The 11,735-nt window shown below is 67.8% G+C and carries 11 protein-coding genes; 7 read left to right on the forward strand and 4 right to left on the reverse strand.

Translation table 11 applies throughout. The features are described from left to right. Window positions 1–22 precede the first annotated feature (22 nt). Together AC1PZ7_RS21495 and AC1PZ7_RS21500 are read left to right on the forward strand one after the other, a co-directional pair. Window positions 23–790, forward strand: coding sequence for a 16S rRNA (uracil(1498)-N(3))-methyltransferase (locus AC1PZ7_RS21495; protein ID WP_482357220.1), 768 nt, complete (start codon window positions 23–25; stop codon window positions 788–790). Window positions 791–1,132: 342 nt separating this feature from the next. Beyond that, complete coding sequence (locus AC1PZ7_RS21500; RefSeq protein ID WP_482357221.1) at window positions 1,133–2,254, forward strand: carboxylate-amine ligase; 1,122 nt, start codon at window positions 1,133–1,135, stop codon at window positions 2,252–2,254. A 71-nt stretch (window positions 2,255–2,325) separates the two neighbouring features. Here the strand turns inward: AC1PZ7_RS21500 and AC1PZ7_RS21505 are convergent, their stop codons facing one another. Next, window positions 2,326–3,240, reverse strand: a complete 915-nt coding sequence (locus AC1PZ7_RS21505) for a LysR family transcriptional regulator (protein ID WP_482357222.1) — start codon at window positions 3,238–3,240, stop codon at window positions 2,326–2,328. 111 nt (window positions 3,241–3,351) lie between these two features. Here AC1PZ7_RS21505 and AC1PZ7_RS21510 point away from each other — a divergent pair, with 111 nt between their 5' ends. Both AC1PZ7_RS21510 and AC1PZ7_RS21515 read left to right on the forward strand, forming a co-directional pair. Further along, window positions 3,352–4,041, forward strand: a complete 690-nt coding sequence (locus tag AC1PZ7_RS21510) for a L,D-transpeptidase (protein ID WP_482357223.1) — start codon at window positions 3,352–3,354, stop codon at window positions 4,039–4,041. A gap of 115 nt (window positions 4,042–4,156) precedes the next feature. Further along, window positions 4,157–5,527, forward strand: coding sequence for a glutamate--cysteine ligase (locus AC1PZ7_RS21515; RefSeq protein WP_482357224.1), 1,371 nt, complete (start codon window positions 4,157–4,159; stop codon window positions 5,525–5,527). On the opposite strand, the gene AC1PZ7_RS21520 is transcribed toward AC1PZ7_RS21515, so the two are convergent. Both AC1PZ7_RS21520 and AC1PZ7_RS21525 read right to left on the reverse strand, forming a co-directional pair. Continuing rightward, on the reverse strand, window positions 5,528–5,947 hold the full coding sequence (locus AC1PZ7_RS21520; protein ID WP_482357225.1) for a VOC family protein: 420 nt from the start codon (window positions 5,945–5,947) through the stop codon (window positions 5,528–5,530). A 14-nt stretch (window positions 5,948–5,961) separates the two neighbouring features. Further along, a complete protein-coding gene (locus tag AC1PZ7_RS21525; RefSeq protein WP_482357226.1) occupies window positions 5,962–6,846 on the reverse strand; it encodes a LysR substrate-binding domain-containing protein in 885 nt (294 codons plus the stop codon). Between the two features lie 193 nt (window positions 6,847–7,039). Here AC1PZ7_RS21525 and AC1PZ7_RS21530 point away from each other — a divergent pair, with 193 nt between their 5' ends. Then, the gene (locus AC1PZ7_RS21530) at window positions 7,040–7,411 is read left to right on the forward strand and encodes a DUF1127 domain-containing protein (RefSeq protein WP_482357227.1); all 372 of its coding nucleotides are present in this window, start codon (window positions 7,040–7,042) and stop codon (window positions 7,409–7,411) included. A gap of 248 nt (window positions 7,412–7,659) precedes the next feature. Further along, entirely contained in the window at window positions 7,660–8,721 is a 1,062-nt protein-coding gene (locus tag AC1PZ7_RS21535) for an LLM class flavin-dependent oxidoreductase (protein ID WP_482357228.1), read from the forward strand. A gap of 245 nt (window positions 8,722–8,966) precedes the next feature. Here the strand turns inward: AC1PZ7_RS21535 and AC1PZ7_RS21540 are convergent, their stop codons facing one another. Beyond that, a complete protein-coding gene (locus AC1PZ7_RS21540) occupies window positions 8,967–10,367 on the reverse strand; it encodes a glutamine synthetase family protein (RefSeq protein WP_482357229.1) in 1,401 nt (466 codons plus the stop codon). A 191-nt stretch (window positions 10,368–10,558) separates the two neighbouring features. Between AC1PZ7_RS21540 and AC1PZ7_RS21545 the strand changes: the two genes are divergently transcribed. Further along, a complete protein-coding gene (locus tag AC1PZ7_RS21545) occupies window positions 10,559–11,734 on the forward strand; it encodes an ABC transporter ATP-binding protein (RefSeq protein WP_482357230.1) in 1,176 nt (391 codons plus the stop codon). Window position 11,735 lies beyond the last annotated feature (1 nt).

The raw sequence follows: 11,735 nt of genomic DNA on the forward strand, positions 1-11,735 counted from the left end.
AAGCGAGAAAATGGCCCGCATCATGGCCCGTCCCACCGATGATTCGACCGACCAGCCCTATGATTTCCGTGCCCAGCGGCTCTTCGTCGAGGACGATCTGGCCGAAGGGGCCGTGGTCAAGCTCGACCGCGACCGGGCGCATTACGTGTCGGACGTGATCCGTCTCGGCGTCGGCGAACATATCCACCTGTTCAACGGGCGCGATGGGGAATGGCGCGCCGTGCGCGAGCCGGGCGGCAAGCGCGAGGTGCAGCTGGGCTGCGACATCAGGCTGCGGCGTCAGTCGCCGCGGCCCGATCTCGACTACGTCTTCGCCCCGCTCAAGCACGCCCGGCTGGACTACATGGTGCAGAAGGCGGTCGAGATGGGCGCCGGCCGGCTGGTGCCGGTGATGACCCGCCGCACCCAGGCGACGCGGGTGAACACCGAGCGCATGCGCGCAAATGTGATCGAGGCCGCCGAACAGTGCGGCATCCTCGGCCCGCCGGACGTGCTGGAGCCGGTCGCGCTCCCGCGCTGGCTGGCGGACCTGCCGCCGGAGCGCCGCCTGGTGTTCTGCGACGAGGCGGCGCCGGAGACCGATCCGCTCGGCGAACTGCGCGCGGCGATCGGCGGCCCGCTCGCCGTGCTCATCGGCCCGGAAGGCGGCTTCGCCGACGAGGAGCGGCGCCTCATCGCCGCCCGCCCGGGCACCATCGTACTGTCGCTCGGGCCGCGCATATTGCGCGCCGACACCGCCGCCGTCGCGGCGCTGGCGCTGGTCGAGGCGGCGCGGCAAGGCTCGCGCTGACCCGTCCGCGCGCTCGCCCCGCCGAAAACCTGCCCGGAACCGGAGGGCGGAACCGGAGGACGGCGTGCGCGTTGATGGGCGTCGACGTCGACCCTCTCCTTTGGGCGGGGGCGGACGGCGAGTTGAGATGAATTGACTCCGCACGCAGGTAGTGGAGTGCGTTTATTTTTGACAATTATACTAAATATACGCCTTCATTCCGATATCGCCCAAGTCACAATCCGGTCTTACTTTTCCATCATCACACAACCCGCATGAGGTTTGCCGATTCTGCGTCGGCTAAGCTCAGCATGCCTGCGCTCTTGCAGACCAATGCGGGGGAACAACGCGATGACTCAGGCCATGACTGAAGAATACCGTATCGGCATCGAAGAAGAATATTTCATCGTCGAAGGCGAGACCAAGAGCGCCCTGCGGCGCGTGCCGTCCACCTTCATGGACAAGGTGCGCGATTCGCTCGGCGACGCCGCGACCGGCGAGATGCTGCAGTCGCAGATCGAGGTGATGACCCGTCCGCACCACTGCGCCGCCGATGCGCGCCGCCAGCTGCACGGGCTGCGCCGCACGCTTGGCGAGGTGGCGGCGGGCTTCGACCTCGCCTTCATCGCCGCCGGCACCCACCCGACCGCGAGCTGGCAGACCGGCAAGCGTACCCCGACCCGGCGCTATGACGGGCTGATGCACGACCTGCAGATGCTCGGCGAGCGCAACATGCTGTGCGGCATGCATGTGCATGTGGAACTGCCGGACGCCGACCAGCGCATCGACGTGATGCGCCGCATCCTGCCCTATCTGCCGGTCTTCGTGGCGCTGTCGACCTCCTCGCCGTTCTGGGAATCCAAGCGTACCGGCCTGATGGGGTATCGCCTCGCCGCCTATGACGAGCTGCCGCGCACCGGGCTGCCCGAGCTGTTCGAAAGCTCCAAGGACTATCAGGACTATATCGACGCGCTGGTGGCGGCGCGGGCGATCCGCGATTCGAGCTATGTGTGGTGGACCATCCGCCCCTCGGAAAAGCACCCGACGCTGGAGCTGCGCGCGCCCGACAGCTGCACGCGGGTGGAGGACTCGGTCGCCATCGCCGCGCTCTACCAGGCGCTGGTGCGCCATCTGGTGCGCAATCCGACGCTGAATGCCGGCGTCGACGCGGTCGACCGCGCCATCGCGGTGGAGAACAAATGGCGGGCGCAGCGCTATGGCATCCATGGCAGCTTCGTCGACCGCAATATCCGCGAGGCGATTCCCACCGCGCAGGCGGTGGAGACGCTGATCGACCAGTTGCGCGACGATGCGCAGGCGCTGGGCGGGCTCGACGAGCTGGAGCACCTGCGCACCATCCTCAGCGGCGGAACCAGCGCCGACATCCAGATCGCCGTCTATCAGGAGGCCGCGCACCGCACCGGCAACCGCAACGAGGCGCTCAATGCGGTGAAGACCTGGCTCACCCACGCCTCGGCGCAGTAGCACGGCTCAGGCCGGCTTTTTACCTCTCCCCGCCGGGGAGAGGGAGAAGTGCCGTCCCGGACGGCACGCGCTCAGGTGATGCCTTCCGTCGCCCGCAGCGCCGGCACCGCGAAATCGGTGAAGGCCCTCACCACCGGGCGCATGAAGCGCACCGAGGGATAGGCGAGAAAGACCTCCGACGGGCGCACCTCGTATTCCGGCAGCAGCCGCACGAGGCGCCCCGCCGCCAGGTCGCGGGCGGCGAACAACAGCTGCACCGGCCCGGCCGCGTGACCGGCCAGCAGCGTCTGCTCGATCACTTCGGCGGCATTGGTGCGCAGGATCGGGCGCACCGGCACCTCGAACGCCTCGCCGGCGGCGCTCCCGGCACGCTGCAGGCTCAACATGTCGCGCGGCGACACCACGGCGGGCGTGGTGACGAGGTCGATCTCGGACAGGCGCTCCAGCGTATCGACAGGGCCGCAGCGGGCCAGGAAGCTCGGCGCCGCCACCAGCACCCGCCGCACCAGACCCAGCCGCCGGATGATCAGGTCCTGCCCTTCCGGCCGGCCATATTTCACCGCGAGGTCCAGATTTTCGTAGACGAGATCGACGCTGCGGTTCTCCAGGATGAGATCGACGTCCACGCCCGGATGCGCCGCCTGAAACTCCATGACGATGCCGTGCAGCCGCCGCGCGCCGAGGCAGGCGGGCGCGTGGATGCGCAGCGTCCCCTCGATGGCGCCCATGTCGCGCCGCACGCCCTCCAGCGCGGAATCGATGGAAGCGAGCGCCGCGCGGCTCGCCTCGTAGAGCGCCGCGCCCTGCGGCGTGGGGCGCACCAGCCGCGCCGAGCGCTCCACGAGCCGCGCACCGACATGGCGCTCCAGATTGCGCAGATGCTTGGTGACGGCCGGCTGCGACACGGCGAGGTCGCGCGCCGCCGCCGTCACCGAGCCGCGCTCGACGGTGCGCACGAAGGCGCGCAGGGCGGCGGCGAGATCCATCCATGCCTCTTGGTTATGGGAGTGATTACTCCATAACATATGGACGCTTCCGGCGCCATCGCGCACCTAGGCCGCGATCCCAAACGCATTCAACCGGAGGCACAGACGCCCATGGCCATCGACCGACGCGGTTTCCTTCTCAGCGCGCCCCTCCTTCTCACCGGCTGCGCCACGGCGCGCCGGCCGGCGCCGGCGCCGGTCGCCCGCCCCGTTGCCTCCGCGCCGGCCCATGCGGCGTCTGACGAGGCCATTTATGCCGCGGTCGATGGCGAACCCTACCCGGTTCCGGCGATCGACCTGTCGCGGATCGACCCCCGCTTCCTCCGGCGCGAGGTCGCCTATGCCACCCGCGAGGAGCCCGGCACCATCGTCGTCGACGTCGAGGCCCGCCATGCCTATCTGGTCCGGGAAGGCGGACGGGCGCTGCGCTACGGCGTCGGCGTCGGCCGCGAGGAGGGCTTCAACTTCCGCGGCGCCGCGACCATCGCCCGCAAGGCCGAGTGGCCGCGCTGGACGCCGACCCCGGACATGATTCGCCGCGAGCCCGAGCGCTACGCCAAATATGCCGGCGGCCTGCCGGGCGGCACCGGCAACCCGCTCGGCCCGCGCGCGCTCTACCTCTACCGCGACGGGCGCGACACGCTGTACCGGCTGCACGGCACCGTCGAGCCGTGGACCATCGGCACCATGGTCTCCTCCGGCTGCATCCGGCTGCTGAACCAGGACATCATCGACCTCTACCGGCGGGTGCCGGCGGGAAGCCGCGCCGTGGTCCTGACCTCCGCCGGCGCCACGGGCTGAAACGGCCTGGCGCCGGGCGGCATCATTCCCCGATTTTCATCGGTAGTTACGGCGATTTGCGTCGCCGTTCCGCCTGTGTATGGTCTCGCGCCCAGCATGCCGGCCGGAGTTCCCCATGGCGCGAGACCAGATCGATACGCAGCCCATCGAAAGCCGCGACGAACTCGTCGCGTGGTTCGAGGCGGGCTGCAAGGCGCCCTCGAAATTCCGTATCGGCACCGAGCACGAGAAGTTCCCCTTCACGCTCAAAGGCCATGATCCCGTGCCTTATGAGGGCGCGAACGGCATCCGCGCGCTGCTCGAAGGCATGCAGGCGCTGAACTGCTGGGAGCCCATCATGGAGGGCGAGACCATTATCGGCCTTGCCGACAATGTCGGCGGCGGGGCGATCTCGCTGGAGCCGGGCGGGCAGTTCGAGCTGTCCGGCGCACCGCTCATCACCCTTCACGAGACCTGCGCCGAGGTGAACAGCCATCTCGAACAGGTGCGCGAGGTGGCGACGCCGCTGGGCTTCGGCTTCCTCGGCCTCGGCATGAGCCCGAAATGGACGCTGGGTGAGACGCCCGTCATGCCCAAGGGCCGCTACAAGATCATGTCGAACTACATGCCGAAGGTCGGCACGCACGGCCTCGACATGATGTTCCGCACCTGCACCGTGCAGGTGAATCTCGATTTCGGCTCGGAAGCCGACATGGTGAAGAAGCTGCGCGTCGGCCTCGCTTTGCAGCCGGTGGCCACGGCGCTGTTCGCCAATTCGCCCTTCACCGAAGGCAAGCCGAATGGCTTCCTCTCCTATCGCTCGGAGATCTGGCGCGACACCGACAACAACCGCGCCGGCATGCTGCCCTTCGCCTTCGAGGAGGGCATGGGCTTCGAGCGTTACGTCGACTACGCGCTCGACGTGCCGATGTACTTCATCAAGCGCGGCGACACCTATATCGACGTCGCCGGCTCGTCCTTCCGCGACCTGCTGGCCGGACGGCACGCGGCGGTACCGGGCGAGACGGCGACCGTCTCCGATTGGGCCAACCACCTCTCCACCATCTTCCCCGAGGTGCGGCTGAAGCGTTATCTCGAAATGCGCGGCGCCGATGGCGGCCCGTGGCGCAACCTGTGCGCCCTGCCCGCTTTGTGGACCGGCCTCTATTACGACACGCAGAGCCTCGACGCCGCCTGGGACCTCGCCAGGGGCTGGAGCGCCGAAGAGCGCCAAAAGCTGCGCGACGACGTGCCCCGTCTCGGCTTCAAGGCCGAGATCGCCGGCCGCTCGATGCTCGATCTGGCGCGCGAGGTGGTCGAGATCGCCCGCGCCGGCCTCGCCCGCCGCGACTACCGCGACAGCCAGGGCCGCGACGAGACCCGTTTCCTGAAGCCGCTGGACGAGAGCCTCGCTGCCGGCCTCACCCCGGCCGAGATCCTGCTGGCCCGCTACGAGAACGACTGGAACCGCTCGGTCGAGCCGATCTTCGACGAATACGCCTACTGATCATTCCCCGTTATAGGAGCCGGCGCGGTAGGTGCCGACGCTCCACAGATGCCCCTCGGGATCGCGCACGGTGAACTCGCGCGAACCGTAGGAGGTGTCGTAGATCGCCATCACCACCTCGGCCCCCGCCGCCAGCGCGCTCGCCCACAGGGCGTCGGCGTCCGGCACAACGACATAGGTGCCCTGCGTCACGCCGCCGATCTGCGCCGGGGTGCGCATGCCCAGCGCGTCGTCGCGGTAGCCGCCGAGCATGAGCGCGCCGGTGCCGAGCACCAGCTCGGCATGGGCGACACCGCCCTCGCCGTCGTCGACCACCATGATCGGCCGGAAGCCCAGCGCCCGTTCCAGCCAGGCGATGGCGACATGCGGATCGGCATAGCGGATGAAGGGGACCAGATCTCCGGGCACGGGCGAACTCATCGGATCTCTCCTGCTCACTCCGCCGCGATCGCCGCCTCGGAGATGTTGTCGAGACCCTGAACGATATGATCCGCCAGCGCGTCCGCAAGCCCCGATGCCTCGTGCCGGTTGCGCAGGAGGCCGATGCGGCAGGGCGCGAGCGCGGGGAAGCCGTCGGAGGGGCCGAGCACCCGCATGCCGGGGCGCAGCCCCGATTCCGGCAGCACCGAGATGGCGAGGCCCGAGAGCACCGCCGCCGAGACCGCCGTGCTGTTCGACGAGGTGTAGAGAATGCGGAACGGCCGCTCGACCGCCTGCAGCATCGAGATCGCCTCCTGCCGCCAGTTGCAGGTCTGCCGCCCCAGTGCCAGCGGCACCGGGTCCTCGCGATGCACCGAATGGCGGGAGGAGCCGACCCAGAGCAGCTGCTCGCGGCGGATGATCTCCGTCTCGCGGTTCATCGTCTCGCAATCGGTGATGATGGCGAGGTCGAGATCGCCGGTGTCGATGCGGTCGACGAGGTCGGTCGAGGGATCGCACACCACGGTCAGCTCGACATTGGGATGGGTCGCGGAGAATCGCGCCATGATCTCGGGCAGGTAGCGGTCGGCATAATCGTCCGGCACGCCGAGCCGGACCCGGCCGGACAGTTCGGCGCTGGCGAGGCTCGCCACCGCCTCCATGTTCAGCTTGACGATGCGGCGGGCATAATCGAGCAGCCGGTCGCCCTCGTCGGTGAGCCGCGAGCCGCGCCCGTCGCGCGCGAAGATCGGCTTGCCGACCCGCTCCTCCAGCCGCTTCATCTGCATGGACACGGCCGACTGCGTCTTGTGCACCACTTCGGCCGCTTTCGTGAAACTGCCCGTTTCAGCGATAGTGATGAATGTTCTTAATTGATCAATGTCCAACAGCACGGTCATCGGATGCCTCCCGACGGCTTATCATCACTGCAAATGATATCTCGGATCATAAACATTCGCTAGTGTGATTAATCGACCTCCGTCATAACGATCTCGCCGCGAACGGGTGGCGTCGATATCGGGTGGCCGCGAGTGGCTCCCGGGATCAGAAAGCCCAACGTCACTGCCGCGCGGCCGACAGATGGAGGTAACAATGTCGTATCTTGGCGAAGTCCGGAGAACCGCGTTCTCCTCGTTCGGTGCCGCGGCGAGCGGCCTGCTCATCGCCGCGTTCTCGGGTAGCCTTCAGTTCCTCAAGGCCATCGCCAGCCGTCGTCATCTCGCCCAGCTCGGCGAGTTCGACGACCGCATGCTGCGCGATATCGGCCTGACGCGCTCGGACCTGCGCGACGCCTCGGCCGGTCCGCTCTGGCAGGACCCCACCGCCGTGCTCGTGGTGCGCTCGGTGGAACGCCGCGCGGCCCGCCGGCTTTCCGCGCGCGAGGCCCTGCGCGAGACGGCGCGGCATGAAGATGCCCGCCCCAGCGCCAAACCGCGCAATGACGACCTCATTTCCTGCGGCTGACGCATGCCCGGCTCCCACCCCGGACCACGTCCCGCCGCCCGAGCTTACGGCGACATCGACCCCCTCGTGTCGCCGACTTGAAGCCCGCTGGTTCGTCCAGCGGGCTTTTTTTCGTGCTGGCCACGGCCATCCCTCCGCCCGCTTGCAGAAGTGAAAGCCCGTCCTTGCAGGCGCGATGATGCGCCGGCGGGAACTGTGGTCCATATGGGGGTCGGCCGGCACCTCGCCGGCGCGACGTGGGAACCGCCATGGCACAGCCTCTCGAACTCGGCATCGACACTTTCGGCGACGTCACCCATGGCACGGACGGCAGGCCGCTCGCGCATGCGCAGGTGATCCGCGATCTGGTCGAGGAGGCGGTGCTGGCCGACGAGGTCGGCGTCGACTTCATCGGCGTGGGCGAGCATCACCGCGACGATTTCGCCGTCTCGGCGCCGGAAACCGTGCTCGCCGGCATGGCCACCGCTACCCGCCGCATCCGTCTCGGCTCGGCCGTCACCGTGCTCTCCTCCGACGACCCGATCCGCGTGTTCCAGCGCTTCTCGACCGTGGACGCGCTGTCCAACGGGCGCGCGGAGGTGATCCTCGGACGCGGCTCCTTCACCGAGTCCTTCCCCCTCTTCGGCTTCGACCTGAAGGACTATGAGGCGCTGTTCAGCGAGAAGCTCGACCTGTTCGCCGCGCTGCTGCGCGACAACGGTACGCCGGGCGGCGTGAACTGGCAGGGCAGCCTGCGCCCGCCGCTCAAGGGCCAGCACGTCTTCCCGCCGATCGAGACCGGAACCCTCAAGACCTGGATCGGTGTCGGCGGCTCACCGGAATCGGTGGTGCGCGCCGCGCGCTACGGCCTGCCGCTGATGCTCGCCATCATCGGCGGCAATCCGGGACGCTTCGCCCCTTATGTCGACCTCTACCACAAGGCGATCGGCCAGCTCGGCGGCGAGATGCAGCCCATCGGCGTGCATTCGCACGGCTATGTCGCGGAGACCGACGCGCAGGCGCGCGAGGATTTCTACGCCGACTACAAGCGCATGCACGACCGCATCGGCGCCGAGCGCGGCTGGCCGGCCTATGGCCGCGATGCCTTCGAGCGCGAGATCGAGCACGGCTCGCTCTATCTCGGCTCGCCCGAGACCATGGCGCATAAGATCGCGAAGACGGCGAAGACTCTGGGCCTGTCGCGCTTCGACCTCAAATACAGCGCCGGCCCGCTGGCGCATGCGAAGATGATGCGCGCCATCGAGCTCTACGGCACCAAGGTGATCCCGCGCGTGCGGGAGATTCTGGCGCAGGAGACGGTGAAGGCCTAGGCGGCGCGCCGTCATCCCCGGGCACGGCCCGGGGATCCACGCCTTTGGCAAAGGAGATTCGACTGACGAATTTTGCGCCGGGTCCCGGATCGGCGCCGCACGACGTGCAGCTGGTCCGGGAAACGAAGAGTGGCAAGCGTTTCCCGGACAAGCCTAGCCACAGGCGAAGCGTCGATCCGGGACCCGCGCAAGACGCCGCCGAAGGCGCTTCGGGACCCTCCACACAGGCCCCTATGCCTGTGCCCTCACACGTTCAGCAGCAGATATTCCCGCTCCCAGGGCGAGATCACCCGCATGAAGGTGTCGAACTCGGTCTGCTTCACCGCCGTGTAGGTCTTCACGAAGGACGGCCCGAGCACGGTGGAGATCTCCTCGGAATGCTGCAGCGCCGCCACCGCCTCGAGCAGGCCGCGCGGCAGCTCGAAATCGAGGCCCTTGGCGTCGGCCTCCAGCGGCTCGGTCGGGCGCAGGCCCTCCACGAGGCCGAGATAGCCGCAGGCCAGCGAGGCGGCGATGACGAGATAGGGGTTGGCGTCGGAGGACGGCACCCGGTTCTCGACGCGGCGGGCCGCCGGCGAGGAAGGCGGGATGCGCAGCCCGGCCGTGCGGTTGTCATAGCCCCACTGCACGTTGATCGGCGCCATGGAGTCGCGCGTCAGCCGGCGATAGGAGTTCACGTAAGGCGCGAGGATCGACATCACCGCCGGCAGATAGCGCTGCTGGCCGGCGATGAAGGCGAAGAACTCCGGCGTCGGGTCGCCATCGGCGTCCGAGAAGATGTTCTTGCCGGTCTCCGCATCGACGATGGACTGGTGAATGTGCATGGCCGAACCGGGCTCGTCGGCGATCGGCTTGGCCATGAAGGTGGCGTAGATCTTGTGGGCGAGCGCCGCCTCGCGGATCGTGCGCTTGAACAGGAACACCTGGTCGGCGAGCACGATCGGGTCGCCGTGCAGCAGGTTGATCTCCATCTGCGCCGCGCCGTCCTCATGGATCAGCGTGTCGATCTCCAGGCCCTGCGCCTCGGAGTAGTCGTACATGTCCTCGAACAGGGCGTCGAACTCGTTCACCGCCTGGATCGAATAGGACTGGCGGCCGATCTCCGGCCGGCCCGACCGCCCGATCGGCGGCTTGAGCGGATAGTCCGCATCGGTGTTGGGCTCGACGAGATAGAACTCGATCTCCGGCGCCACCACGGCCTTCCAGCCCTTCTTGGCGTAGAGGTCGACGACGTTCTTGAGCACCTGGCGGGGCGCGAGCTCCACCGGCCTTCCGTCGCGATGATAGGCGTCGTGGATGATCTGCGCCGTCGGGTCCTGCGCCCAGGGCACGATCGCCAGCGTCGAGAAATCCGGCTCCATCACCAGATCGCTGTCGACCACGACGGAATCGACGAGGTTGTCATAGGGCGGGTAGTCGCCGGAAATGGTCTGGAAGAACACTGACAGCGGCAGGTTCATCGTCGGACCGGAGAGGAACTTGGATACCGGCATGATCTTGCCGCGCCCGACCCCGGCAAGGTCCGGAACCGCGCACTCGATCTCGGTGATGCCGCGCGCGGCCATCCACGCCTTCGCTTCGGCGAGCGAGGAGACACCGCGGGGATTGTCGACCGCGTCCCTCTCGGAACGCTTCTTCTTGGCCATGATTGCCTTCCTGATGCGCGATCTGCGCCCGCATGAGGCAATCACGGCCCCCTCATGGCCGTCAAGGCGGACAAGCAGTGCCCTTTTCCGGGCATGGTAAAATTGTTCGCATTGTGCCGTTGAGCCGCCACGCGAAGCCGGATAGCGTTTCCCGGCCGACACATCCGGCGGGGAAACGGGAACCAGTCAGCATGAGCACCGGCGTCGCCGAAAAGACGCAGAAGACCATCGGCGGCATCCGCCGCAAGTTCGCTCCCTGGAACGACCCTCAGGCCGTCCCGCTGATCCGCTACAAGAACGTCACCAAGCGCTTCGGCGAGTTCACCGCCGTCGACAATCTCTCCCTCGACATCTACGAGCGCGAATTCTTCGCCCTCCTCGGCCCGTCCGGCTGCGGCAAGACAACGCTCATGCGCATGCTGGCCGGCTTCGAGGACCCGACCGAGGGCCAGATCACCCTCGCCGGCAACGACCTCGTCGGCACGCCGCCCTACAAGCGGCAGACCAACATGATGTTCCAGTCCTACGCGCTGTTCCCGCACATGAGCGTCTGGGACAACATCGCCTTCGGCCTCAAGCAGGACCGCATGGAGAAGGGCGCGGTCGCCGCCCGCGTCGAGGAAATGCTCAAGCTGGTCAAGCTGGAGAAGTTCGCCAAGCGCAAGCCGCACCAGCTCTCCGGCGGCCAGCGCCAGCGCGTGGCGCTCGCCCGTTCGCTGGCCAAGCGGCCAAAGGTGCTGCTGCTCGACGAGCCGCTCGGCGCGCTCGACAAGAAGCTGCGCGAGGAGACCCAGTTCGAGCTCATGGACATCCAGATGGAGCTCGGCATGACCTTCCTGATCGTCACCCACGACCAGGAAGAGGCGATGACGGTGGCCGACCGCATCGCGGTGATGAACCACGGCAAGCTGGTGCAGGTCGACCAGCCGGCGGTGATCTACGAACACCCCAATTCCCGCTATGTGGCCGATTTCGTCGGCGACGTGAACATCCTCGACGCCACGGTCGAGACGGTCGAGCCCGGCATGGTCACGCTCCGGCCGCTGGCCGCGCCGGACCGGCGCTTCCGCATCGCGCAGAACTGCCCGGCCAAGCCCGGCGACACCGTCGCCATCGCCCTGCGCCCGGAGAAGATGCGGGTCGAGCTCGATCCGCCGGTCGATGCGAGCGTCAACTGCCTCCAGGGCGAGATCTGGGACATCGGCTATCTCGGCGACCTGTCGATCTACCATGTCGAACTGCCCGGCGGCTCCCGCGTCAAGGCCGCCAAGCCGAACCTCACCCGCATGGTCGAGCGCCCCATCACCTGGGACGACAAGGTCTATGTCTCCTTCACGCCCGATGCCGGCGTGATCCTGACAAGCTGAG

This window comes from Ancylobacter sp. TW_SC_1 (assembly GCF_056836805.1).

Excerpts from the sequence above, each read along its gene's own strand:
- AC1PZ7_RS21495 (WP_482357220.1), top strand. The coding sequence starts at position 23 with ATGGCCCGTCCCACCGATGATTCGACCGACCAGCCCTATGATTTCCGT.
- AC1PZ7_RS21500 (WP_482357221.1), top strand. The coding sequence starts at position 1,133 with ATGACTGAAGAATACCGTATCGGCATCGAAGAAGAATATTTCATCGTC.
- AC1PZ7_RS21505 (WP_482357222.1), bottom strand. The coding sequence starts at position 3,240 with ATGGATCTCGCCGCCGCCCTGCGCGCCTTCGTGCGCACCGTCGAGCGC.
- AC1PZ7_RS21510 (WP_482357223.1), top strand. The coding sequence starts at position 3,352 with ATGGCCATCGACCGACGCGGTTTCCTTCTCAGCGCGCCCCTCCTTCTC.
- AC1PZ7_RS21515 (WP_482357224.1), top strand. The coding sequence starts at position 4,157 with ATGGCGCGAGACCAGATCGATACGCAGCCCATCGAAAGCCGCGACGAA.
- AC1PZ7_RS21520 (WP_482357225.1), bottom strand. The coding sequence starts at position 5,947 with ATGAGTTCGCCCGTGCCCGGAGATCTGGTCCCCTTCATCCGCTATGCC.
- AC1PZ7_RS21525 (WP_482357226.1), bottom strand. The coding sequence starts at position 6,846 with ATGACCGTGCTGTTGGACATTGATCAATTAAGAACATTCATCACTATC.
- AC1PZ7_RS21530 (WP_482357227.1), top strand. The coding sequence starts at position 7,040 with ATGTCGTATCTTGGCGAAGTCCGGAGAACCGCGTTCTCCTCGTTCGGT.
- AC1PZ7_RS21535 (WP_482357228.1), top strand. The coding sequence starts at position 7,660 with ATGGCACAGCCTCTCGAACTCGGCATCGACACTTTCGGCGACGTCACC.
- AC1PZ7_RS21540 (WP_482357229.1), bottom strand. The coding sequence starts at position 10,367 with ATGGCCAAGAAGAAGCGTTCCGAGAGGGACGCGGTCGACAATCCCCGC.
- AC1PZ7_RS21545 (WP_482357230.1), top strand. The coding sequence starts at position 10,559 with ATGAGCACCGGCGTCGCCGAAAAGACGCAGAAGACCATCGGCGGCATC.